Consider the following 26566-nt stretch of genomic DNA (forward strand, 5'->3'; position numbering starts at 1 on the left):
GATGATTGCAGACCCCAAAGCGCAACTTGCAAGCTTGCAAAACCTGTCGGATGAAGAGCTTACTCGTCGTCAATCTGTTTTCCATGCAGCGGTTCAAGATCGTACTTTCTGTTCGATACTGGATCGGATCTGGTGCCAAGCAGAGCGATCTCCAGATCAGATCGCCTTGGTTGATGCCAAAAGGTCGATGACGTACCGGGCGATGATTGCAGACGTCGAACAAAAGGCGCAGGCTTTGGCAGCGCACGGAGTGCGACCGGGTGATCTTGTCGGAATTCTCACGGAACGTTCCGTCGAGACTATCCTTTGCCTCATAGCGATACATAGGGTTGGGGCAGCTTATGTTCCAATCTCTGGTGACTATCCCTCTGGGCGTATCTTGGAGATCCTCGAAGATTGCACACCAAAACTGGTTCTTACAAACTCAAACCACACTTTCTTGGAGTTGGAGGCGGCCTGCCCGTTTGTTCAGGTTCAAGATTTGCATATCAAAGAGCCTGTGGCCTCTTGGGAGCCGGATAAACCAAATCCAGATGACTTGGCTTATGTGATTTACTCGTCTGGGTCGACCGGGAAGCCAAAGGGTATCGCTGTGCAGTATCGAGCTATGCCCCGATTGGTGCTCGATCAGCAGGAGCTTCTACCCAGTCCAGGTGAAAGTGTCTTGCTGACGAGTGCCTTTGAGTTTGACGTTTCGGTTTTTGAGATGTGGTCGACACTTGCGCAAGGCGCCAAGCTGGTTGTGCCCTCATGGGTCGATCTTTTGGACAGTGACTTGCTAGCGCGCTGGGTAAAAGAAGAATCCATAACTCAAGCTTGGTTCATAACATCGCTGTTTAATGCACATCTCTCATCAGGCGCGCAGTTTTTTGCGACGATGAAGAAGGTCATCATCGGCGGAGAAGCGCTGTCAACGTCCCACGTCCGGCAAGCATTAGAGGTTTTTCCGCACTTAGAGATATTGAATGGCTATGGTCCAACTGAGAACACTATCTTCACGACTTGTACGCCTTTGAGCCTACCTGTGGAAGAGCCGGTCCCAATTGGTTACGCCGTCAATGGAACAAGTCTGCAAGTTCTGGACTTAGACCAAAACCTATTGCCGGTAGGCGCTTTGGGTGCCCTGGCCGCTGGGGGAACTGGTGTTGCTGCAGGGTATTTGAATCGCCCTGAACTTGATCGGGCTCGTTTTGTTAATGATCCGTTCAATCCAGGCAAAAAGCGCTTTCTTACCGGTGATCTCGTCAGAGAGCGCACTGATGGATCCCTTTTGTATTATGGACGTGGTGATAGCCAGGTAAAGATCCGCGGCAATCGTCTGGACTTATCAGAGATTGAGCAACGGTTACTGGCGATTGAGGCCATCTGTGAGGCATCTGTTGTTCTCGTTAAACATCAAGACACTGAGCGCATTGTTGGCCTAATCCGGACTGAACAAGAGTTATCGAACTCAATCGTTCTTACTAAGCTTGCTGAGCATTTGCCGACTTGGGCGGTGCCTGAGCATCTGGTTCAGGTCAAGCAGCTCCCCACGCTTTCAAACGGGAAGCTCGACCGTTTGTTGGTAGCAAAACTTGCGCAAGAACATGTCAATGACCAACAAAAAGTGATCAGTCCCATCACTTTATCCTCAGAGCCGCCGAAGGGAAGCGGTATCGGATCAGAAAGATCAACAGATCGAAACGCTATAGAAATAGCTGTGCGTTCTGCATGGGAAAAAGTACTGGACAAGACCGACATTCCTTACACGATGTCGTTTTTCGAGGCAGGTGGCACATCGCTGCACATCATCCGCTTGAAGAGTTTGTTGTCAAAGGCATTGGGGCGTTCGGTTGCGGTCGCGGAGCTTTTTACCCACGTGACCATTGCTGATCAGGTGCGGCACCTGGAGGCTGCTGACGGATTAAGCCCCGCAAAGCCAGCGAGAAAATCGGAGATCAGAAGCACTCAGCCTGATGATGAAAGAGATTTTCGTCAAGATGATATTGCGGTTATTGGGATGGCTGGCCGCTTTCCCGGTGCTACCAATATTGATGAGCTTTGGGAGTTGGTGAAGAAGGGAAACTCGGCACTCCATCGCTTTAGTTGCGAAGATCTGATAGCCCATGGTGTTGCCCCTCAAGACCTTCTGGACGACAGCTATATTCCCATCAAAGGTCTTTTGGACGATGTCCATAAGTTTGATCCGACGTTTTTTGGGTATTCCGAGCGTCAGGCAAATTTGATGGACCCCCAAGTTCGCTTGTTGCACCAAGTCTGCTGGGACGCTCTGGAAGCGAGTGGTCAGAGCGATACTAACCACGGCACACGGATTGGCCTCTATGCTGGGATTTTGTCGAACCCGATATGGCTGAATGGAGTGATGGCTGGGGTTGATGGTGCGACGGAGTTATACGAAGCATCGAACTTGAACTTGCAGGCTCCCACTGCGCTGATCTCCCATTCATTGGGACTGACCGGACCATCGATGCAAATCGACACGGCGTGTTCGACCTCAGCGGTTGCGATCCATGTTGCCGCACAAGCAATACTGTCGTCTGACTGTGATGTTGCCTTGGCCGGAGCGTCTTCGATTGAAATGCCGGTTCGTCGAGGATATCGGCGCGTTGAAGGTATGATCCACTCTAAGGATGGCTACTGTCGTCCATTTGATGAGGCCGCATCTGGAACAGTGACTGGTGACGGTGTAGCTGTCATTGTCTTAAAGCGGTTAAGCGCAGCTATCCGGGACCATGATCAAATCCTTGCGGTTTTGAAGGCGAGCGCGATCAACAACGACGGTGACCGAAAGGTCAGTTACACGGCTCCCAGTGCGCTCGGACAGGCAGAAGTCATCAACGCCTGCCTCGATAAGGCGGATATAGAACCAAAGACTATTGGTCTGGTCGAAGCGCACGGTACCGCCACGCCGCTTGGTGATCCAATCGAGGCAGCGGCACTGACCCAGGTATTTGCTACAGATGGTCAACCTGCCTGTGCCCTAGGTTCAATAAAGGGCACCATTGGACATTTGAACTCGACCGCAGGTGTCGCGGGTGTGATTAAGGCCATTTGTGCGTTACAGCATAAAACACTGCCGCCAAACCCCAACTTCAACCGCCTGAACCCAGAAATCAATGCGCAGACGCTGCCGTTCTTCTTTCCATCAAAAGCAACTGTTTGGGAAAAGACAAATGATACAGCACGGCGGGCAGTGATCAGCTCGTTCGGGATCGGCGGGACGAATGCACATATTGTTCTGGAAGAAGCGCCGGAGCGTGTTTCAGTCGAAGGAACGCGTGCATTCAAGAATGATGAAACCAAGCGAGCCGATAGACTACGCATCTATCCGTTCTCGGCATCTGACGATGCGTCGCTGACACGGCGCATTCAAACCACGATAGGGGAGGCGGAGGCGCAAAGAGTATCCTGCGATGATGTCGAGTATACCCTTCGCTCTAGCCGCCGTACGTTCGCGCACCGGGCAGTCGCTTTAGCCCGTCCAGTTGAGACCACGTTCACGCAAGATGAGATGCTGCTTGCAGATTGGGAACGCGGATGTGTTGCTGATCAACCTGCACAACCGGTGTTCCTGTTTCCTGGGCAGGGTACACAGTACATAGGAATGGGACGTGGTCTTTATCGTAACGTCCCGCAATTTGCGAGAATTCTAGATGACCTTCTGGCCCGCTTAGAACCGCATATAGACTTTGATGCCCAGCATCTCATCTTTGAGGCGCCGATAGAAGAGGGGCTGCGGGATACTAAAATTGTCCAACCACTCTTGTTTACGCTGGAGCTTGCGCTTGCGAAATGCCTGATGGCGATTGGTGTAACGCCAAAAGCAATGGTTGGGCACAGTTTGGGCGAGTTTACCGCAGCGACACTTGCCGGTGTTTTTGAGTTAAATGATGCATTGTCGTTGGTTGCGTTGCGTGGCCGGTTGATGCAATCTCAGCCGACAGGGCATATGTATAGTTTGCCGATGTCTGAGGCTGAGATCGCCACTGTCCTTGAAGGTTGGCCAGACATTGAAGTTGCGACCATTAATATGGCGCAAGCCTGCGTTATTGCTGGCCCACAAGCGAAGCTGGCTGACTTCTTCGCACAAATGCCCGATCTCGCTAGTTCGGCGGTTCGCCTGCAAACATCGCACGCATTCCACACTCAAATGATGGACGGCATGCTGCCGGCTTTCAAAAAGGTGCTCCAGGCAATTACGTTAAGGGCACCAAGTATTCCGTATGTTTCGAATGTAACGGGAACTTGGATTACTCCTGAACAGGCGATGGATCCGGATTATTGGTGCCAGCATACGCGCCAGGCTGTGCGCTTTGCACAAGGTCTTTCAGAGCTGTTATCTGAGACCGGTTTGTTCATTGAGGTTGGCCCTCAAAATGTCCTATCCAATTTGGCAAAACGCCACGCAAGTTGGGATGTTAAATCGCATTCGGCGTTTGAGCTTTTGCCTAAAGAACCAAGCCCTCCAGTAGATCAGATTTCGCGTGATTGGCTACAGTTCAGCCGGACACTCGCACAGCTTTGGTGCCGCGGCTGTAACTTGTCTTGGAGTGCTCTGGATGACCATTGTGATGGACAAAAGGTCAAAGTGCCAGGCTATCCATTTGCGCAACGGGCCTACTGGAAATTTGGCAATACATTCGAGCCTTTAACGCTACGGGACCGTAAGCGAGCGAGTAAGAGTGAGTGGGCACGTCAACCAATCTGGACGGCGATGTCTACCACGGATGTTCGTCTGGCGCGCGGACATGAGCTTTGCGTAGTACCAATTGATCCGATGGCTACCGAAGCCACGAACCGCCTATGTGAGGTTCTAAAGAACCAAGGGATTGCCCATACTCATGTTAAACACCGGAGTGATGCGGCATTGGGGCGGAGTGGGACTGAGGCCGCGCCTTTATATTGGCTTTTGGTCGCAGAGTCACAAGCGGATCCGCTGGCGGATAGCGATGCCGCCAACGCATTGTTGGCGCAATATCTTGACCTTCTTAAGGGCGTGACTTCGCATTTCGGTCCGCATGACAAGATTTGTCTTCTAACTCATGGAGCCTTCCCGGTTCTGCAACAGGAAATAGCAAACCCCACAACACGTGCCATCGCTGGAGCAGCACTTCAAGCGCGCACTGAGCATGTGGGCCTGCCCATGTCTCAATGTGATCTTCCAGCTAGCGGGATCGCGCCGCAATGGCATATGACCTCCCTCCTGGCAGGGATGTTCGAAGGCCCAAACAAGCGGCCGTACTTGGCCTGTCGAGACGGCAAGCTCTTTGTCCGCGATGCTTGTCAGTTGAGCTATGCATTGTCAAAACGTGCTGAGTTGCCGAGTGCACCAAAGGTTTGGGTCTTTGGAGGGCGTGGTGGCATCGGTTCAGCACTTGTCGAGTACTGGCTGACCCATCCCAAAGCTGAGGTATCAGTTTTTGTGCGAGGGGAAATTTCGCCGAGGCAAGCAGCAGTGTTCCAACGCTTATCAGCCACTCATGGCTCGATGTGGAGGAGCGTCCGATTTGATGCCAACAATCGCGATGATTTGAAGATTATCGGCAATCATCTCCTGCAGTTTGGCAAGCCTGACCATATCGATTTTGCGATGGGCGTGGCTGGCTCTACGCTCCTGCATGCCTTAGACGAAAAAGCGTTGTCTAGGGAGCTATCTGCAAAAGTCAATGGAACAGCTCTTTGCTTGGCTGAGTTGCAACGACATCGCGCTCTGCACGAAGAGCTCACGGTGAACTTTTGTTCATCGATTGCTTCAGAGGCAAGTGGGGCCCCGGTCAGATTGCATATGGCGCTGCCAATGCTTGGTTAGACGCCATTGCGCACTATTGCTCCAAGACCTTCCATATCAACGCTTTGGCGTTGGGATGGGATACTTGGCGAGACCGCGGAATGGCTGCACGCCTAATCGGATCATCGTCTGCCGAAACTGAACCAGTTCCATTCTCTGAGCTTTTTTCAGGTGGAGCAGATGATATTTGGCCATCGCACGCATTGGGTCACAAGAACGTTAGAACATTGATCCGTCTGCAACGCTCAAACGATTGGATCGTGGAAGCTCACAAGTTGGGCGAGACGGGAGTTATGCCCGCGACTGGATATCTGTTTCTTGCGTTAGAAAGCGTGAAGGCTCTTGGGAGTGAGCTTGCAAACTTAGAAGAAGCCATTGTGCTTGCCCCCTTAAGCTTGGCTCAGGGCGAGGAGTGTTTGATCCGTGTGGATTGTGAGCAGGACGGTGATCACTTTAATATCGTAATTCGCTCTTGTTCGGACGCTTTTGATGACCAATGGACAACTCATTTTCAAGGCAAGGCTGCGATCGAACCGCCCGTTTATGTGAATGAGGCTGAATTTTCGCAAGATGTACAATTGTCTGACGGCAGACAGTTACAATCTGTACGCCTCCAGGACTTGCATACAACTGTCTTGAGTTATTCTGGCCCTTGGGAGTGTATCAAGAGTATTAAGTGCAATGCCGATATGTCGTTTGTCACGGCTGAACTGGCTATGCCGTCAAAATACTCACGGCAAACTGAGAGTATCCAGGTTCATCCAGCCCTTCTTGACGTGGCAATTGGGCTTCTCGACCGCGTTGCAGGAACCGGGTTGGATACAGTTCCGTTCTCGTTTGAAAAGCTGGCCGTGTCAGGACCTTTAGGTGCAACCGTCAATGCGGAGATCACTGCGCAAAGCTGCGGTTCAGCGGTTCCGAGTTTTTCTATGGTTTTACATGGAGACACCGGCCATCGCCTAACATGCCAAGCTGTCATTAAGCGAAGAGTGGAAGTTGGTGTGCCTGAAGATGACCAAGAACATCTTGTTAGAGGCTCATGGCGCACGCTTCCAACGAGTGCAAACTATGATCTGATCCAAGCCGAACCTGGCGTGCTGCAAAGCTTGGGTTTCGTCACTTGCGAGAAGACAGAGCTAGCTGCAGACGAAGTTGAAATCGAGGTCTTATCGTCTGGTCTCAGTTTCAAAGACGTGTTGTTTGCTGCAGGGCATTTACCGGAAAGTGCGGGCTTTACTAGTTTCGGGCTGGAATGTGCGGGGCGTGTCAACCGCGTCGGAAAAGATGTTTCGACCTTCCGCGTAGGTGATGGAGTTATGACGGCTGTGCCTGGCGCGTTCCGGCGTTTTTTGACGGTGCGTGAATGTTCTGTTGCAGCCATTCCAAGCAACAGTACATACGAATCCGCCGCTGCCTTGCCAGTTGCTTACCTGACGGCCCTTGTTGCTCTGCGCGAGCGGGCTAAACTCAAGCCTGGCGAAACAGTACTAGTCCACTCCGCAGCCGGCGGTGTCGGATTGGCTGCCGTTCATATCGCAACACACCTGGGCGCGAGCGTCTACACAACGGCTGGGACGGATGAGAAGAGACAGCGACTAGCAGATATGGGCACCACTGTTGTGGGGTCTACGCGCGATGAAAGTTTCGAAGCAGGTCTTTTGGCTGCCACCAACGGCAAAGGTGTAGATGTTGTTTTAAATGCTCTGACTGGGGAGCTTCTGGAAGCAGGTATGCGCTGCTTGTCTGTTGGTGGACGCTTTGTCGAAATGGGGGTTCAGGATATCTCATCTGGTCGCGGGTTGCCGATGGATCTGCTCAGCGGTGGCCGGCAGTTTATTCCCCTTGGAGACAGTTTGGATCCTGAAGCGTCGGGAGGAGCTTTAAGAGAACTCGTGCGCTTGGTGGAAGCTAGGGCCTTGCCACTCCTGCCTGCAACCACTTTCGGTGTAGATGAGGTTTGCGACGCATTCTCATATATGGCTGGCGCGCGGCATTTCGGCAAAATCACAATCACGCACCGTAACCGGGAGGTGATGAAACAGTTGAACGCGATCTTGGATGAGCGCGTCAACGGCGCCTTTGCTACGGGTTTTTCTGATGAAGAAGCTATTGAGTTGTTTGATAACTGGGCAGGGCGGTCAACGGCCTCGTCGCAGATCATCCTCAGTCCGCGCTCGCATGAGCAGTTGCACGAACAGATGCATAGCGAGCGTTCTACTGCATCTGCAGATACTGATCCGCTCAGGGCGGAACTTCGGCCGCGCCCAAATCTGACGTCTGAGTACAAAGCCGCGCGGTCGGAGATGGAAGAACGCTATGTGGCATTGCTGGAAAGCCACCTTGGCACTGCTCCAGTTGGAATTGATGATAACTTCTTTGAACTCGGTGCCACCTCACTCGATATTGTACAGATTGCTGGAAAATTGGCCAAGATCGAGGCCAGCAGCAAAGTCGTTGATTTTTACAAGTTCACCACAGTTGCGATGCTCGTCAAGCACTATGGGGCCGGTCAAGAAGAGCCAAGCTCCGTCTCTAATGCAACCGAAACGAGCAAAACTGCCACCAAACCTAGACTGAGCGCCGTTGATGCCGTTCGCAACCGTGCCAAGACGGCGTCTCAAAAACGCGCCCAGAGTCGGAGGAAACGTGATGTCAGTAGCGTGTGATCCAACAGATTTTGGCATGGGCTTGGCGATTGTCGGAATGGCAGTCCGTCTTCCTCAAAGCGAGACCCTCGAAGATTACTGGCATACCATTGTCGGTAAGAAGGCGTGCCAGACTTGGTTCGACAAGGATGATCTGATTGATGAAGGTTGGGATCCAGAGCTTGTAAAAAATCCAGCTTTCATGCCAGTCAAGCCAGTGATTTCAGGCGTGGAGCATTTCGATGCTGACTTTTTCGGGTACAGCCGGGCCGAGGCGGCACATCTTGATCCGAAGACACGTGTCTTTCATGAGGTTGCTTATCATGCTTTGGAGCATGCGGGCTATGGTGGCAATATCAGATCAGAGATCCCAATTGGCGTCTTTGCTGGTGCGTCAGAGGACCCCGAATGGCTTCGCAGAACGTCTGCCATGCTTTCTCGAAACAGCGTTGAGCAGTTTGAACGTGGAATACTCGCACACAAGGACTTGTTAGCCCAACTTGTGGCGTTTCATCTTGATCTGCATGGCCCGGCATACACATTGTACACCGCCTGTTCCACATCATTAGCAGCGGTACATATGGCTGCGCAGAGCCTTTTGTTCGGCGAGTGTGATGTTGCTATTGCTGGCGGTGTCACCATAGATCTGCCCATAAAGTCAGGCTATTTGGCGCAAGAGGGCATGATCCATTCTCTTGACGGGTATTGCCGGCCGTTTGATGCCGCCGCAAAGGGCACGCTGTTCGGCGATGGCGCTTGTGCGGTGGTCTTGAAGCGCCTTCAAGATGCTGTGGCTGATAGAGATCACATTCACGCTGTCGTACGGGCTGTTAGTGCAAACAACGATGGACATCGAAAAGTTGGTTTCTCCGCGCCCAGCCTGCAAGGCCAAAGTGATCTGATTAGCACAACTTTGGCTATGGCTGACGTTGATCCAAGCACTATCGGATATGTCGAAACACACGGGACCGGGACAGTCATTGGCGATCCGGTTGAGTTTGATGCTTTGGTTGAGGCGTTCGGCACGACGCTAGGACAACGATGTGCGCTCGGTTCTGTGAAAGCCAACATTGGTCATACGCATGCCGCTGCTGGGGTCGCCGGTTTAATTAAGAGCGTCCTCGCCATCGAGAACGCCACAGTGCCGCCTATGGCGCATTTTCAGGCACCAAATCCCAACATGGCGCTGGAGCAAAGCCCTTTTTATATTCCAACTGAACCTCAGGTTTGGCCAGCTGAAATGACACCTCGGCGGGCGGCGGTCAGTTCTTTTGGGATTGGTGGTACTAATCTTCACGCTATTATCGAGCAAGCACCTGACTTTCCAACCCCTTCAGCTTCGCAAGGCCCATTGGTCTATCCAGTCTCAGCTCAGACAGAAGACGTTGCTAAGGAGCTGGCAGAGCGCCTGCAAGCGCAGTTGAGCACGTTATCCAATAGGGATGATTTTAGTCGTCTGGCATTTTGCCTTCAAACCAAACGCAGAGAGTTTCCTTATCGTCTTGCAATTGTTGTGAGTGAAGGAAAAGAAGGACAGTGGCTCTTTGAGAAAGTAGAGCCTACTTGCGGTGCAAATGAGGTGTCAGGTTCTGTCTTACGATTGAGGCATGAAAACGCGGTCGCGCTGAGTGCTTGTGAACGCAATACACTGGTATCTCAAGCCAAGACGCTGATTTCGGCTGTGCCATCGATCACTTCTGTTTCGGGTCAAGGCGATATGTTGTGGCTCGCAGCGGCCGTTGCTGGTGTGATGGAAAGTGAAGGTGTTCTTTCGGCATTGGCCTTTGCACAGTCTGGTGCGTTGCTACTGTTCCATCACGCCACCACACGCCCTTAACAGTGCTGAGCGATATCAACGGGATCGCAATAACTCCCGATCAATTGGCTGATGATGGGTTCTGGATTGGGCAGCTGACCAACACGGCGCAAGCGCATCCGGCCTGTTCAGAGAATAAAAGAACTGTCGGTGGACATGGCTTAACCTTCGGCCTGGCAGAAACCCAATCACCTGGTCTTGAGCGCCTTCTTGCAGATCTGTGGGTCAACGCAGGTGCAATCGATTGGCGGGTCTTTCACAGTAACGGTGTACCGTCTCACCTTGCCGGACCGAACTACCCCTTCTCCAGAACGCCATTTCCGGTACCTCCTGCCGTATCTCAACAGGTAAGTCCAAGCTCAGACAGCGCACTGCCTAAAGAACTCACGAGTGTCAACGCACGTCCTGATCTTTCCTCCACATTTCGTCCCGCTGAAAACCAGACCGAACTCCTCGTCACAGGTTTGATGGAGCAGATGCTCGGCATTGCACCGGTCGGAATGGATGATGATTTTTTCGAGTTAGGTGGTCACTCCCTTTTAGCCACCAAACTGGCAATCGCAATCGAAAAGAGCTTCGGCACGGTCTTAGAGATCGCCAACTTTCTTGAGGTTCCAACTGCAGCTTCGATCTGCAGCTTTCTTGCCAGCGCAACTCCAGCTCAGTTCCCTTACAACCATGGAAATGAGGAAACAAACACATGAGTTCTCAGGTCAATAGCGACTTATCGGTCCTGTCCAAGCAAACAGTATGTGAGTCAATCTCCGATCTCGTCGCGGTCATCGGCGCCGGTACAATGGGTACTGGGATCGCGCATGACCTTGCTTTGCATGGGGTGGATACTGTCGTTGTAGATATCAACTCAGATCAGCTTGATATCTGTGCCAAGAACATCAAGCAGAACCTACGCCTGTATCAGATGCATGAAGTGCATGGAAAGCTAACGGTACCGCGCGAGACCATTTTGGAACGGTTGACATTCACCACATCGCTGGAGGACATCGCGGACGCGGGGTTCGTCATCGAAAATGTCACCGAAGATTGGGACATTAAGCAGCAAGTTTATCAAAAGATGGCTGAAGTTTGTGCGCCAGAGACTGTCTATGGCGTTAACACTTCGGCCATTTCGATAACCCAGGTCGCTAGCTTGATGCCGGTGCCAGAGAATGTCGTCGGCGTGCATTTGATGAATCCGGTGCCGCTCAAACCGATGGTTGAACTTATCCGTGGTTTTCGCAGCAGCGAGGACGCTCTAAATCGTATGCGTGCTCTGTTGGCGCGGTTGAATAAAGAGAGCATTACCGTCGAGGACTCACCCGGTTTTGTTACCAACCGAGCCATGATGATCTTCGTCAACGAGGCCATCTTCATGGTCCAAGAACACGTCGCATCACCCTCTGATGTCGACACACTATTCAAGTCCTGTTTTGGCCACAAGATGGGGCCGCTTCAGACGGCCGATTTGATTGGTCTCGACACGATCCTTAAGTCGCTGGAGGTTCTTTACGAGGGCTTCAATGACAGCAAGTTTCGCCCCTGTTTTCTGCTCAAGAAAATGGTCAGTGCCGGCAAGATGGGCATGAAGTCCGGATCCGGTTTTTATGAGTACACACAATAAGCCTCGGAGATACTCTCATGGAAAACATTAGAGCACAGATCCGCGAATTCCTGTCTCGTGCGACCAATGGTGCCGCGATTGAAGACAACACGAACATATTCGAACTGGGATTAGCGCACTCGTTGTTCACCGTTCAGATGATCTTGTTCATCGAAGGTAAGTTCGGGATCGAACTCGAACTGGATGACATCAAACCAGAAGATATCAGCACAATTGCCAAAATCTCCGAACTGATCTCAACACATTTAGTGGCAGAAAATCGGGAGTTGGAACATGCAGCCTCCTGACAATCTTACTCAGTTCCAGGCCAACGTACGTGCCTTTGTCGAAAAGACGCTTTTGCCAGAAGTGAATAAGATCGACGAAGCCGAGCAAATCGACCGTTCGCTAATTCAAGCGATGGCCAATCAAGGATTTTTGGGAGCGTCGATCAAGAAGAAGAATGGCGGGCAGGCTCTACCCTCTGATCACCTGATGGTGCTGCATAAGGAAGTGGCACGCGCGCATGGTTCTTTGGAGAATCTCGTGACGGTGACCGGCATGGTTGCAGCTGCGGTGGAGCGTTTTGCCAAGTCCGATCTGATACGTGACTACGTTAAGGCACTGGCTAAAGGCGAGTTGATCGGCGGTTTTGCGATGACCGAGCCCAATATCGGCAGCAACTTGAGCCATGTGGAAACCACCATCACACGCGATGGCGATGACTATGTGATCAATGGCGTCAAGACGTGGATCACTTTGGCCCAAATCGCAGATTTCTTTGTCGTCCTTGGTCGCACGCGTGACAACCACACCCAGGTCATTTTGGTTGATCGCTCGACGCCAGGTCTGAGTGTGGAACCGATCCGCGGGATGATTGGTCTGAGGGCCAATATGCTTGGCACGGTAACGTTTGATCAATGTCGAGTGCCTGCTCATTATCTTTTAGGCAGCGAAACTCAAGGATTGGCATTATCAGCGACGTTTGGCCTGCATGAGGGACGCTTTACAACGGCTTGCGGATGCCTGGGCCTGGCTGACGCTGCTCTGGAAGTGATGACTGAGCGGTGTATCTCACGCCAGCAGGCGGGCAAACCACTTTACCGGCATCAGCTGGTTCAAAAGATGCTCTCGGAGACCTTGGTCGCGGTAATGTCTGCGCAAGAGCTGGTCAATCGCGCTGCTGAAGCTCGCGATATGGCCTCACCAGACATGGTGCAAGCGATTATGATCGCGAAATATGCGGCCTCCCAAGCTGCTCGTCTGGCCAGCAATAACGCGGTTCAGTTGTTGGGAGCCTCTGGGTGCCACGCCGTCAATCATGCCGAGCGTTACTTTCGCGATGCAAAGGCGATGGAGATTATCGAAGGCACGACGCAAATCCATGAAATTCAGATCGCGTTGGCATACATCGCAACGAATGTTGAACGGGCCGCAGCATGACACATCTTGCATTCATATTCCCCGGTTCCGGATCACAGTATCCGGCAATGGCATCGCGCTTGATCAAGAACCATGACTTGATCAAGGAGCTGTTTGTTGAAGCGTCAGATGTTCTCGGATGGGACTTGACCGATCTTTGTACTAAGGGCGGGTTGACGAAGCTTAGCAAAACTAAATTTCTGTTCCCAGCTTTGCACGTCACAAATGTTGCTCACTTCAAGGCAGCCATCCTGGAATATGAATGCAAGCCAACAGTTATGCTTGGTCACAGTTTAGGTGAGTACTCGGCACTTACTTGTGCCGGAGCGATGTCTTTTGCTGATAGTGTCAAAGTGGTCGCTAGACGCGCAGAAATTGCAGCAAAAGCTCAAGCGGCTACGGTCTCTGCAACAACGATTTTTAAGAATACGGATCTGGAGACAGTTCGCAAAACGCTTGAAGAGGTGCGTGCGCAAACAGATGCCCTGGTGAGCCTTGCATGCATCAATAGTGACACGCAATTTATGGTGACGGGCGAAGCCAAGGCAGTGTTGCTGGCTGAGCAGTCTCTCTTAGCTTCTGATGGTAGTGCCGAGGTTGTACCACTGTATGGCGGTGCACCTTACCATAGTAGTCTTATGACACCTTACGTTGCAGAGTTACGCAGCGCATTAGAAAAGGTAACGTGGCATTCACCGCAGATCTCCGTGATTTCCAGTGCGACCGCGAACAAAGTTGAGACGCCTGATGCCATTAAGGATGCTCTAGCACGGCAGCTTGATCATACTGTATTATGGCGGGATTGTATTGAGCGGATCAAAGATGAGGGCATTTCCTGCGTCGCCGAAGTTGGTCCACAAAGCGTTTTGAAAAATCTGCTTTTGGAGACGAACTATCCAGGTGTAGTTCTGGCTCATGATGACCAATCGGACAAGCTAAAACTGGCAGAGTTTGGTAATCCGCCAAAGACTGAGACGCCCGAAAAAACCATTATGAGTGCAGTGGAGCGCTCGTTTCGCTCATATCCAGATGCTGTGGCTGTTCGTTGTGAAACGGGCAATCTGACGTACTGTGAGTTGGATAAGAAATCCAGCCATCTAGCTCATAAACTGAGAAGCCTCGGCGTTGGCAAAGACACGCCAATGGCCGTTTCAATGCCGCGCAGCTCTGATATGATTGTTGCTATATTTGCGATTTTGCGCGCAGGCGGGGCTTACTTACCAATCAATGCCCATCACCCTGCTGACCGTGTGCAGACCATATTGCGCGATAGTGGTGCCGTTGGGCTAATCACAGACACGACCGATCGCTTAGATGTATCGTTTGATGGGTTCAGCCTCGCAATGGATGTCTACGATTGGAGCGCTCCGGTCGTAAGTGGTGAGCTGCCCGAACCACAGCCAGAAGACTTGGCGTACATAATTTACACCTCGGGTTCTACCGGGCGGGCAAAGGGTGTTTGTACAGAACACGCGGCGCTCAGCAATCGCCTTGACTGGATGCAAGAAGCTTATCCAATAGGTCCCGCTGACACGATACTCCAGAAGACTGTTACGACGTTTGATGTCTCGCTTTGGGAGTTGCTTTGGTGGGCTATGGAGGTGCGAGTGTTGCTCTGCTGCCATCCGGGAAAGAGCATGATCCGAGGGCAATCTCTCGTAGTATTCGCACCCATAACGTTACTATTATTCACTTCGTGCCATCAGTATTTGAGCTGTTTCTGACCTATGAGGAGATCAAAGGACGTCCCGAAGAGCTTTCCAAGCTTCGGTTCATTTTTACAAGTGGCGAGAAGCTCTTGGTCGAAGCGGTTCAACGGTTCCATACGCTGACACAGAACCAACCAAGTATTGCGCTGGTTAATCTATACGGCCCTACTGAAGCGGCAATAGACGTGACCTATTTCAATTGCGTACGCGGCCAGGTCCTGTCCGATGTTCCAATTGGTAAACCGATTACAGGAATCGAACTGCACATTGTCGATGAGGCTCTTAAACCCATAGACGGTGAAGGGGAGTTGCTAATTTCTGGTGTTGGTTTGGCGCGAGGATATTTGAATGCAGAAGAACTGACAAATGCAGCCTTCGTAAATGTCCCAGCATTAAATGGTCTACGCGCCTATCGCACAGGTGACTTAGTCACGAAAGACAGCAAAACTGGTAACTATCACTATATCGGTCGTAATGACTTCCAGATCAAGCTACGTGGATTGCGTGTTGAGCTTGGTGAGATCGAGCATGTGATTTTGCAAAGCCGGGGTGTTACGTCAGCATGTGTTTACGCTGACACGGATAACCCCATGTCACAAAACATCTTCGCGTCAATTGTTGGTGATGGTGAAGTTGATATTGATGACGTGCAGCTGAACCTCTTGAATGCGCTACCTGAGTATATGATCCCAAGCAGGCTGCTCTTGTTAGATGCAATGCCACTGTCCAAAAATGGGAAGTTGGATCGCAAGGCACTTTTAGCTCAAGCTAAAAGCGTTCAGGGCGTGACAGTGGACCTTCGTAAAGCAAGTGATGTTGGTGGGAAGGCTATACAGGCTCAAGAAGCTATCCCTCTGACAAATGGGCAGAATGCAATGTGGGTTGCACAACAACTGCACCCTGATCGTAGCCTGTTCACCTCTCCGATAATGCTCAAGCTGAAGGGCATTTTGGACGTGGACCAGTTGTCCAAAGCAGTGGAACTGACCGTTGCCCGCCATGGGCAGCTGCGCTCAGGTATTTCTTCTGATCGCTCTGTTCAAGTTACAAATGCTTTTTTGCCCAAACTTGAGTGTCTTAGTACGCTGCCAGCAGGCTACAAGGCAGGCACACCACTTCCATTTGCGACGGGGCGCTATGACATAGAGCGACCTTTGGTTCGATTTGTCTTGGTTAAGCTAGCGCAGGATGAATACTTGCTACAGATTGATCTGGATCACATCCTTTGTGACGGTTGGTCTAAGGCGGTTCTGATTGATGATTTGCTCGGGTTTTATTATGACACCCCGACCGAAATGCCGGGCAAAACATACATTGATCATGTGTCCCAGTTAGCAGAGTTTGCATCTTCCGAAAAATATGACCGACAGCTTGATTTCTGGTTGAAAAAACTCTCAGGGGATCTGCCAGTTCTGAGCTTACCTTTTGACCGGCGCCGGCCATCGCTTTCTGCCCGGACTGGCTCATTCGTTGATTTTTCACTGCCATTAGAAACAACAAAAACCCTGAAAGGTGTCGCAGCACGTAATCGCGTTAGCTTTTATAATGTTCTTTTGGCGGCGTATGCCCTCTTTTTGAATAAGCATACAAGCCAGGCCGATATCATTATTGGCATCCCTATGGCTGGGCGATTTGAGGCAGCTTATGAACGAACATTCGGGCTTTTTGTAAACAGCCTTCCCCTTCGCTTAGACATTGATATTTCGCTTTCATTTTCCCAGTTGCTGGAAAAGATCAAGAGTGAAAGCCTGAATCTCATTCGAAATGGTTCGATAGGGTTTGAAGATATTGTCAAGACAGTCAAACCCCGGCGACAGGGGTCTGCCTTTCCAATCTATCAGACGTCTTTCCAGCTTGACAGTTTGCCGGTGCCGGATCTGAAAAGAGACGCACTAGAGGCTGACGTCCTGTTGAATGATACAGGTATTTCTCTTTTAGATTTGTCGATCAGTCTTCATGAAACAGGCGATGGTCTGCAAGGTACTTTTGAGTACGATGACGAGCTTTTTGATCGAGAAACAATCGAACGCTTTGCTGCGCGGTACCGTTGTCTCCTTGAGGCGATTGCAAAAGACGAGACGGTTGAATGTGCAGATCTTTCAATCATGTGCGCGCAAGATTTTGAGGCTTATGAACGATTAAATGCACGTTGTTTGACCAAACCCGCCCACTCCTCGCTTTGGCCCTTACTCAAATCTGCTCTTTCTGAAAAGGGAGACGCGATTTGTATTAAAGACAAGGGTGACGAGGTTAGTGGTAAATCGCTTTTGTCGGCAGTGTACCGTTTTACCAGTAAGCTTGCTGATTGTGGCGTGGTCCCGGGGTCGCGCGTCGCTAGTGTGATGGAGTCCGGCCTCCCAGCAATTGTGGCACAGCTGGCAACTTTTTGTATCGGGGCCGTCTGGGTCCCGGTTGATCCCAAATCTCCAGCTGATCGGTTGGCGCACGTGTTGAATGAGTGCGAGCCGCTTGTTTTGCTACTCGATTCAGCAAGCGCCGAGTTCTACGGTAAGACAAGTCCCGTCCTTGAAGGTCAAACTTTGATTGAGGTGGAACCTCTTCAGGCTCAGGACTTGCGAGTGTCATCCGATGATGAAGACCCAAGCTTTGAGGTTCCAATCTCAAGCGATGCAGTGATCTTGTTTACGTCTGGTAGTACGGGTCGGCCCAAGGGTGTTCGGCTGACACATCAAGGACTTGCGATCTTGGTGGAGTCCTTTCTGGAAAGTTATGACATCACAAATCAGGATGTTCTGCTTCCGGTTACCTCGGTTGGCTCTGCAAGTTATTTGGGAGAAGTGTTGCCAATCCTCATCGGGGGCGGACAGCTCTTGCTTGTCGATCAGATGACAGCTCTCGACATAGACGCAACACTCAATGCCATAAAGCAGGATCACGTTACCATACTGAGTACAGTTCCAGGGCTCCTGGACCGCCTCAACAAGGCCGTTACCAAAGACGATACTCGTTTTGAAAGCGTGCGTTGGTTGTTAAGTGGTGGTGAAGCACTGAATTTCAGTCAGGTCGACAATCTAATCAACCATGCAAGGGTGGTGAACGGCTATGGTCTGACTGAAGCGACGATTTGTTCGACCTTCTACGAAGTGACAGCGGCCGACAACAACACCGTGGGTCCTTTGCCGATTGGCATGACGGTGTCAGAGACCGATGCGATTTTGCTCACTGAGAACGGAACCAAAGCGCCAATTGGCGTTAATGGCGAACTGTATCTTTCCGGGCAAGGTCTTGCAGCAGGATATTTGCGGGAGGAGCAAACGGACAAAGCCTTTGTGGCACTCCCTCAAACCTCAGATCAAGTTTTCCTGCGCACTGGAGATCGTGTCCGGATGAGACCGGACGGGTGTTTGGATTATCTGGACCGTGTGGATCGGCAGGTCCAAATTCGTGGCCATCGAGTTGAACTCGGCGACATTGAAACGGTGTTGATGGGGCATCCGGAAATCGAGAGAGCCCATCTCGTCTTACACGAAGTACAAGGTGGTGCAAGAGACGCACAAGTGTTGTCGGCCTTCTACACGACCAAAACACAAGTGACAGTTGCTGATAGTGATTTGCGGGCTTTTGTTTCTGCTAAACTTCCGGCCCATATGGCCCCAGCTGCTTTTGTCTTTCTCAAAGATTTGCCGCTGTCATTGAATGGCAAAGTTGATGAGGCGCAGTTGCCAACTGCACAAGCAACAGTTCAATCGATGGCCAGGCAGGAGCTCTGTCCGCCCCGAACGGATGTCGAAAAGAAGTTAGCTACCATTTGGGAAGACCTATTAGGCGGTGTTCAGCCTGCTGCTGATGCCAATTTCTTCGAACTGGGTGGCAACTCACTACTGCTCACAGACCTACAGCACCAAATCGCACGTGAGTTTGCAACGAAGATTGAGTTAGTCGAGCTTTTTTCAAACCCAACAATTCAGTCGCAAGCCAAGCTGCTCGATACCTCCAGCACAATCGAGCCAACACATGAGCATGCTCCCGACAGTGCGATCGTGAGGAAATCTGCATTTGCCCCCAACCGATGGAAGCCAGCGGTAAACGCCTAGAGGGAAAACTGACATGACTACGCAAACTAATGATCTTGGTGTCGCTGTAATTGGGATGGCTGGACGATTTCCGAAAGCCGATACGACAGCGCAACTATGGGAAAACATTAGATCTGGGCGGGAGTGTATATCCGAGTTTACAGAGGAAGAAGTGATTGCATCAGGCGTCTCACCTGAGATCGTACGACGTCCGGATTACCTACGTCGCAAGGGCGCAGTCTCTGACATTGATCGGTTCGATGCGCCATTCTTCTCTATTTCTCCTCGGGAAGCTGAGTTAACCGATCCACAGCACCGTCTCATGTTGCAATGTGCTTGGAATGCGATGGAGGACGCTGGTTACGATCCCACTTCGTACCAGGGCGACATCGGTGTGTTCGCTGGGAAAAGCTTAGATTCTTATTTGATGCTCAATGTGTTGCCAACTTTCAAGAAGGTTTTCTCTTCGGGAAGTCTTCAGGCCGCAATCGGTAATGATAAAGATAGTATGACCACCCAGATCGCCTATCATCTAAATCTGACTGGGCCGGCCATCACCATTCAAACGTCTTCGTCGACTTCGCTCGTGGCAGTGTGCAGTGCTGCCCAAAGTCTGCTTACATGGCAATGTGATTTGGCACTTGCCGGTGGTGTGACGCTCGGACCACCAATTCACAGCGGATATCTGGCACAAGAAGGCGGCATCACATCTCACGATGGTCATTGTCGAGCGTTTGATGCGGCCAGCTCTGGTTTCGTACCTGGTACGGGTCTTGGTCTTGTTGTGTTGAAACGACTAGATGACGCAATCCGTGACAATGACTCCATTATATCAGTAATTCGCGGCTTCGCCGTCAACAATGATGGTTCCCAGAAAGTCAGCTATACTGCACCGAGTGTCGACGCACAGGCTCGAGTTATTGCGCGTGCGCATGCAATGGCAGGTTGGACAGCGGATGAGCTGTCTTATGTCGAAGCCCACGGAACGGGTACACGCATGGGAGACCCCATTGAGGTCTCCGCTCTAACAAACGCCTTTCGCAAGACAACCGATAAGACATCATTTTGTTGGCTAGGCTCTGTGAAGTCCAACATTGGCCATCTGGATACTGCTGCTGGCGTGACAGGGTTGATCAAAGCCTCATTGAGTATAAAGCATGGAGAAATTCCTGCTTCAGTGAACTATGCGACACCAAACCCTGCATGTAACTTCGAAAGCTCTCCTTTTAAAGTTGTACAGGAACTTACCCCATGGGTACCGGATAGTGGTGTGCGTCGGGCTGGCGTGACTTCGTTGGGTATGGGGGGCACAAATGCCCATGTTGTATTGGAACAAGCGCCAGAGCGGTCTAAGTGCGAAGCCAGGCAGCTAGCGCTTCCCTATATCTTGTCAGCGCGCAGTGAAACCGCGTTGGCCAGGCAGATCGATCTTCAAGGCAAAGCTCTTTCAAGACGAGATTCTGCTCAACTTCTGCCTCAAGATGCAGCTTTTACTCTGGCTGTTGGCCGTAAGGCGATGCCCTGGCGTGCAGCAGTCGTAGCCCGCTCCATCCAGGAGGCTGGCAACAAGTTCCTGACTGGAGACAGAAACGAGATTTACCTTGGTCAACCGGGACTGGTCAGCCCCTTAGCCTTTTTGTTCACGGGGCAGGGGAGTCAGTATCCGGCAATGGGTGCAGATCTTTATAAGCATGATGCTGACTACCGCGATGCATTTAACAGTGCAGCTGAAGCCATAGCCGCCGCCGAGGGGCCGGATTTGAGGAATGGGCTTTATGGTGATGAAGATGTGAGATTTAGTGGAGATCAGCTTGCGCAAACTCACCTGACCCAACCCGCGTTGTTCGCTGTGGAGTATGCACTTGCGATGGCATGGTTAGCGCGTGGCATAACACCCGGTGCATTGATTGGCCATTCATTGGGTGAGTGGGTAGCGGCGGTCGTGGCAAATGTTATGTCTTTGGAGACTGCTGCACGTCTGGTTATTGTTCGTGCGAACGCGATGGCAACTGCACCATCGGGTGCGATGCTTTCCATCCGGGCGGATGCCAGCCAGATCCAGGATAAGCTTATTGAGAACGTTGAGCTTGCAGCCGAAAACGCTCCTGGGCTTTGTGTTGTTGCTGGTCCTTCTGAAGTGATTACCGATTTTGAGCAAAAACTGGATCAACTAGGTATCCGTCATAGCAGGCTCAAAACCTCTCATGCCTTCCACTCAGCATCAATGATAGGTGCTGCAACACAGTTGCGAGACGCAATGGAGGGGCAGACGCTCCATCCGCCAGTTTATCCGATTTATTCAACGGCGCTTGGTCGGCTGGCTCGGTCCGAAGAGCTAACAGATCTCACCTACTGGAGTGCGCAGGTGCTTAAGCCTGTTTTGTTCCAAAAAGCGTTGATGGCAGCTTTGGAAGATCTGAACTGTAACATGCTGGAGGTAGGACCGGGTAACGCATTGTCTTCGATGGGAGTGCTTTGTGCGGGTACGACAATCGCTCCCATTACATCGCTCCCGCAAATCACAGAACTACAGTCTGCTTTGGATCACAATATGACGGCAATGATCCAATTGTGGACCATGGGGTATGATCTGAGTTGGGAGGTTGTTTTCAAAAATCAGAAATGTGGGCGTGTCTCACTACCTGGTTACAGTTTTGACAAGCATCGATATTGGATCGCAAGTGAAGAAGAGCAATGTGGGCACGATGGCGAGTCCACTGATTGGGATACAGATCAGGCTGCTGCCTCTACCACATTGTTAATGTCTGCTGCAAAGAGCCCAAGACCTAAGTCACTCTCAACAACTTTTGAGCCTGTGGCGTCCGAACTAGAAGCGAAAATCAGTGAAATCTTCGAGGATCTTCTAGGGATCTCCGGGATTGGTCGCACCGATGATTTCTTTGAACTTGGCGGCCATTCTCTGATGGCGTCGATGATGATAGCACGCCTTGCGGAGTTGCATGGCATCTCGCTTGATACCCAGACATTCTTCACAGCGCCAAATATTGCAGATCTGACTGCTGAACTTGAGAAACGCGGCAAGGCAGGGAGTACTTCTCTTGTTGAGAGCCTGCTTACAGACTTTGAAGTTAGTTCTGAGCTGCTGGAACACGCACAGCAGCCAGAGGAGGTGGCAAAATGACGACATCTCCTCCTCTGTCTGTCGCGGATCGCTTGGTCGCGTTGCCTAAGGATAAGCGCAAGGCTTTCTTTTTGAAGTTGCTGGAAGAAGGTGGCTCTCTTGCATCGCTTCCAATAGCCCGTCTACATCAAGACGAAGAAGTGCAGCTGTCATTTGAGCAAGAGCGCCTTGCGATACTTGATCAGCTTGACCCAGATGCTTGTGACTATGTTCTCTACCAGGGCTTCCGAATTTCGGGCATGTTGGATGTCGACGTGCTTATCCAGGTTTTTGAAAATCTGATTCAGTGTCATTCGAGTCTACGTATACAAATTGATCTTGAAAAAGAAACACTAACGCAGCGTATTCGCCCCCACATTGGTGTGCCGCTCACAGTTCATAACTTGTCTGGTGACCAGTTCAGTTTGTTAGAAAATGCGGCAGTTGGTATCGCAAGCAAGCCAATTCCGTTGGCCGAAGCTCCGCTGTTCAGGATTGACTTGCTAACGAATGATGGACCAGATCAGCTGCTTTTACTAAGGATCCATCATGTGATCGCTGATGGCCTATCATTGGCAATCCTGTTTCGACAAGCGATGACGTCATATGATGCGCTGGTCCGCGGACAAGCTCTGGAGCCTATAAAGGCGGAGCGGGCTAGCCTTGTTGATTTCGCGAACTGGCAGCGTAGCTGGTCTGATGGAATGCGCGCCTCGACCTTTGCTACTAACTGTGCAGAGGCTTTCCATAGCGCACCTGTGCAATCCATGTTGCCCCCAGATCAACCCGCACCTACGGGATCAATAACCACGCAGAAAGGGCGACGTCTTCGGCGTCTAATCGATCCAAGTCTGACGCAAAAGATTGAGGCAACAAGCCGAAGTGCGAAGACGGGCATGCACGCCGTTTTTCTTGCAGCACACGCTCTCACACTGCGTGCCTTCACCGGGCAGGACAGGATTATCGTGGGGTCACCAGCCACTGGTCGCTTGCGTCCAGAAGTTGAGGAAACAGTAGGTTTTTTTGCAACCACCACGCTTTTGGATGTGGATTTGGCAGAAGCTGAGACTTTTGCAGATGCTCTTGGTCAAGCGGCAAAGAGCATCCATAACTCTGACACGTTCAAGTCGCTTCCGATGGAGATTCTTCGGGAGAAGCTAGTTGTTGACGGACAACTTGACGGCAATGTGCCGTTTCAGACTTTCTTGATTTCTCATGCGACGGCAAAGCAGAGTAAGTTTCGGATTGCCGACCAAGATTGGGAGATGATTGACCTTCACAATGGTAGTTGCAAGTTCGACCTGACCCTCGAGTTAATACCATCGGGGGGAGGGTATGAGGTAACGGCTGAGTTTGATGTAACACGATATTCTACGTATCTAATCGAACTTTACTTCGACACCTTCCTGGAAATGCTCAAGCAGATTGCGCATGCGTCGGACGTAACTTTAGAAGCTGTCTCAACCCCTATCGAAGACAAGACCCAAGCTCTCCTTACAAGATTGAACAAGACCACCGCACCCCGCAGTGATGCTGATTTGGTTCTTGCACGATTTGAGGACTCTGTTCGTCAATTTTCAACGGACGTGGCGATTGCATCTCCACATGAGACCTGGAGTTACTGCGACCTTGATGAGGCAAGTCGGCGGTTTGCAGAAAATCTGCGGAGGCGCGGTATCGGCACTGGCGATCTTGTTGCTGTGGAACTGGACCGCGAACCATTATTGATCGCAGCAATGCTTGGCATCTGGCGGTTGGGTGCGGTCTATTTGCCCCTTGACCCGTATAACTTGCCGGAGCGCACAGACATTGTTTTGAACCTTGCTAAGCCATCGCTGATTGTCAGCCGCAATGCGCATGCATCGTTCAATGTCGCTGATCCACACGAGTTGACCTCGGGCACGGTTGAAACAGCTGAAGTGGATGAACTGCCGAGCGCCTCAGATACGGCTTACGTAATCTTTACGTCTGGCAGCACTGGAACGCCTAAAGGCGTCTGCATACGCCATGGCAACCTTGCTAACTTCCTGTCTTCAATGGCTCATCAACCAGGATTGACGTCAAAGGACCGCCTTTTGTCCGTCACGACCCCAAGCTTTGATATTTCCCTTTTGGAGTTCCTATTGCCGTTATGTGTTGGTGCATGCGTCGAAATGGCTCCTCAGGATATTGTTAGCGATGTTTTTGAGCTACGGGCATTTATTGAGCAATGCCGCCCAACGGTGATGCAAGCAACGCCGTCTCTTTGGCAAATGTTGGTAACAAGCGGATGGCGTGCTGACAGTACACTGCGTATCTTGGTCGGTGGAGAACCATTGCCATTGTCTTTGGCGCAGGCGCTGACGAGCACAGGTGCCGAATGCTGGAACATGTATGGCCCGACTGAAACAACAATTTGGTCGTTGTGCTGCAAAGTAGAACCGTCTGACACGAGTATCTCAATTGGTGCGCCCATCGATAATACGAGTATTCGCATCATCGATGATCTGGGACGACAAGTACCTATTGGAGTGACTGGAGAGCTTTGGATTGGAGGAGCCGGGCTTGCAGCAGGCTATAAAGATCGCCCAGACCTGACAGACAAACAGTTTGTGAGTTGCGGTGAACCAGCCGCTAGGTGGTATAAAACCGGTGATCGGGTGTGCCTGACATGGGATGGCAACATTGTATTTAAGGGACGCCAGGACAATCAACTTAAGATCCGCGGGCATCGGGTTGAGCTAGGGGATATTGAAACCAGCCTGATCGCGCATCCTGAAGTGTCGTTTGCTGTTATAAGGCCGCAAGAGGTAGAGTGTGGCAATGTCCGATTGACTGCCTTTATCGAACCCGTAATCGGCACGGACACAGCCGATCTTCATCCTCGTCTGGTCCAATATACGACTGAGCATCTGCCCGATTACATGCGCCCGGCGCGTTGGAGATTTGTCGAAGCATTCCCTAAGAACTCAGCTGGCAAAATCGACCGAGCCGCGCTGGATGGACAAGAACTTGCTTCAGCAAATGTTGCGACCACAACGCAAGCACCAGAAACTGGAACTGAACTGTCCCTTGCTGCGATTTTGCAGCACTTGCTTTCATTAAAGACCCTTGATCGGCATGCGGATTTTTTTGCCATTGGTGGGCACTCTCTTTTGGCAGTCGAGTATCTTGTCCAAGTGCGCGCAGCATTGGGAGTGAAAGTTCTTCTCAAGGATCTACTCAGGAACCCAACTATTGCGTCTTTGGCATCACATATCGATGAAGGCCAAGCAGCTGGTGACTTAGCCCAGATCCAAATAGAGCATACGGATTTTGGTTCTTTACGTCATGTAAGTCAGCCGGATATCGATTTTCCGCTCACCGATGTTCAGCGTGCATACTGGTCTGGGCGTCAGCTTGGTGCCAATGGAGCTAAAGTTTCCTCGTTTGTTTATCAGGAGTTTGAGAGCCGGTCGGTGGATCTCAAACGGCTAGAAAATGCTTGGAACAGGTTGATCAAGCGTCAGGATATGTTGCGGGCAATCGTCACCCAAGACGGTCAACAACGGATTTTGTCGGATGTTTCGCATTACCCTATTCCAGTTGAAGATCTGAGCTCCACACTAGTCGAAGTGCGAGAAGAAAAGCTGCAGCACAAGCGTGCCCGTTTGCGGCGGGGATGCGAGACGATTGATACTTGGCCTCTTTTCTCACTGGAAGCGACGGTGTTGCCTGATGGCATGGTGCGATTGCATTTCGGGATAGATCTTTTGATCGCTGATGCTGCGAGTTTGAGCATTATCGCCGAGGAATTGATACTGCTTTACGAAGAGCAAGATGTGAAGCTGACGCCACTACCATTTTCTTTTAAAGATCATGTGCTGGCTTCACAACACGCTGTCAAGAAGCAAGATCTAGCTGCTGCGGAGTGTTGGTGGGATGCCTCTATTGCGACCTTCCCGGCAGGTCCAGAGTTGCCTACACGCGATGACCAATTGGCTCTTCAAAGCACCACGTTTCGTCGTCGAAGTCACTGCCTCAATGGAAAAAACTGGGCTGCCCTTCGCAGCTCTGCTCAACGTATAGGTGTAAGTGCAACCAGTCTCCTGCTGTCGGCCTTCTCGCATGTTCTGGGAAGGTGGAGCCGCACGCCTGAGTTTGCACTAAATCTCACTGTGTTCAATCGGCCGCGAGTCAAAGGGGCAGATACACTGATCGGTGATTTCACCGACATCCTTTTGCTTCCGGTAGATTTGAAGACAGTTACCAGTGTCAGATCGGCGGCTTTACAAATTCAAGACAGGCTCTGGGAGGCCCTTGACCATGCAGCCCTGTCTGGTGTGCGCGTCACGGAGAAACTCATCCGTGCAGGGCGGCTCAGAGCCCCTCTGCCCGTTGTGTTCACCAGTTTGCTTGACCAGCCGAAACAAGACACGAATGCGGCGATATCTGCATTGGGTATTGAGACTGTCT

At 51.3% G+C, this 26566-nt stretch carries 10 protein-coding genes and 1 pseudogene; all 11 read left to right on the forward strand.

From position 1 onward, the window contains the following. Nucleotide 1 precedes the first annotated feature (1 nt). Nucleotides 2-5809, forward strand: a complete 5808-nt coding sequence (locus tag JCM12308_RS33165; protein ID WP_373282419.1) for an amino acid adenylation domain-containing protein — start codon at nt 2-4, stop codon at nt 5807-5809. Between the two features lie 80 nt (nt 5810-5889). Further along, nucleotides 5890-8454, forward strand: a complete 2565-nt coding sequence (locus tag JCM12308_RS25595) for a zinc-binding dehydrogenase (protein WP_054785549.1) — start codon at nt 5890-5892, stop codon at nt 8452-8454. Continuing rightward, complete coding sequence (locus JCM12308_RS25600; protein ID WP_054785550.1) at nt 8438-10270, forward strand: beta-ketoacyl synthase N-terminal-like domain-containing protein; 1833 nt, start codon at nt 8438-8440, stop codon at nt 10268-10270. The genes JCM12308_RS25595 and JCM12308_RS25600 overlap by 17 nt, the downstream gene beginning before the upstream one ends. Before the next feature lie 44 nt (nt 10271-10314). After that, nucleotides 10315-10953 (forward strand): phosphopantetheine-binding protein, encoded by a 639-nt coding sequence (locus JCM12308_RS31050; RefSeq protein WP_054785551.1) that lies wholly within the window; start codon nt 10315-10317, stop codon nt 10951-10953. Continuing rightward, nucleotides 10950-11867, forward strand: a complete 918-nt coding sequence (locus JCM12308_RS25610) for a 3-hydroxyacyl-CoA dehydrogenase family protein (protein ID WP_083417476.1) — start codon at nt 10950-10952, stop codon at nt 11865-11867. The genes JCM12308_RS31050 and JCM12308_RS25610 overlap by 4 nt, the downstream gene beginning before the upstream one ends. A 17-nt stretch (nt 11868-11884) precedes the next feature. Further along, nucleotides 11885-12154: an acyl carrier protein gene (locus JCM12308_RS25615; RefSeq protein ID WP_014285868.1), complete on the forward strand. Its 270-nt coding sequence runs from the start codon at nt 11885-11887 to the stop codon at nt 12152-12154. Further along, nucleotides 12141-13289 (forward strand): acyl-CoA dehydrogenase family protein, encoded by a 1149-nt coding sequence (locus tag JCM12308_RS25620; RefSeq protein ID WP_054785552.1) that lies wholly within the window; start codon nt 12141-12143, stop codon nt 13287-13289. Before JCM12308_RS25615 ends, JCM12308_RS25620 begins: the two co-directional genes overlap by 14 nt. Then, nucleotides 13286-15264: pseudogene (locus tag JCM12308_RS25625) on the forward strand (AMP-binding protein); the annotation flags it as partial. The gene JCM12308_RS25620 and the pseudogene JCM12308_RS25625, both read left to right, overlap by 4 nt. 243 nt (nt 15265-15507) lie before the next feature. Continuing rightward, nucleotides 15508-19032, forward strand: coding sequence for a non-ribosomal peptide synthetase (locus JCM12308_RS31960; protein ID WP_373282420.1), 3525 nt, complete (start codon nt 15508-15510; stop codon nt 19030-19032). 13 nt (nt 19033-19045) lie between these two features. Next, entirely contained in the window at nt 19046-22153 is a 3108-nt protein-coding gene (locus tag JCM12308_RS25635; protein ID WP_083417478.1) for a type I polyketide synthase, read from the forward strand. Further along, nucleotides 22150-26566 (forward strand): non-ribosomal peptide synthetase (locus JCM12308_RS25640; RefSeq protein ID WP_054785555.1); only part of this gene is annotated, 4417 nt, incomplete at its 3' end. The genes JCM12308_RS25635 and JCM12308_RS25640, both read left to right, overlap by 4 nt.

The organism is Pseudovibrio denitrificans JCM 12308 (assembly GCF_001310815.1).
GTDB lineage: Bacteria > Pseudomonadota > Alphaproteobacteria > Rhizobiales > Stappiaceae > Pseudovibrio > Pseudovibrio denitrificans.

Excerpts from the sequence above, each read along its gene's own strand:
- JCM12308_RS25620 (WP_054785552.1), top strand. The coding sequence starts at position 12,141 with ATGCAGCCTCCTGACAATCTTACTCAGTTCCAGGCCAACGTACGTGCC.
- JCM12308_RS33165 (WP_373282419.1), top strand. The coding sequence starts at position 2 with ATGATTGCAGACCCCAAAGCGCAACTTGCAAGCTTGCAAAACCTGTCG.
- JCM12308_RS25600 (WP_054785550.1), top strand. The coding sequence starts at position 8,438 with ATGTCAGTAGCGTGTGATCCAACAGATTTTGGCATGGGCTTGGCGATT.
- JCM12308_RS25610 (WP_083417476.1), top strand. The coding sequence starts at position 10,950 with ATGAGTTCTCAGGTCAATAGCGACTTATCGGTCCTGTCCAAGCAAACA.
- JCM12308_RS25615 (WP_014285868.1), top strand. The coding sequence starts at position 11,885 with ATGGAAAACATTAGAGCACAGATCCGCGAATTCCTGTCTCGTGCGACC.
- JCM12308_RS25635 (WP_083417478.1), top strand. The coding sequence starts at position 19,046 with ATGACTACGCAAACTAATGATCTTGGTGTCGCTGTAATTGGGATGGCT.
- JCM12308_RS25595 (WP_054785549.1), top strand. The coding sequence starts at position 5,890 with ATGGCTGCACGCCTAATCGGATCATCGTCTGCCGAAACTGAACCAGTT.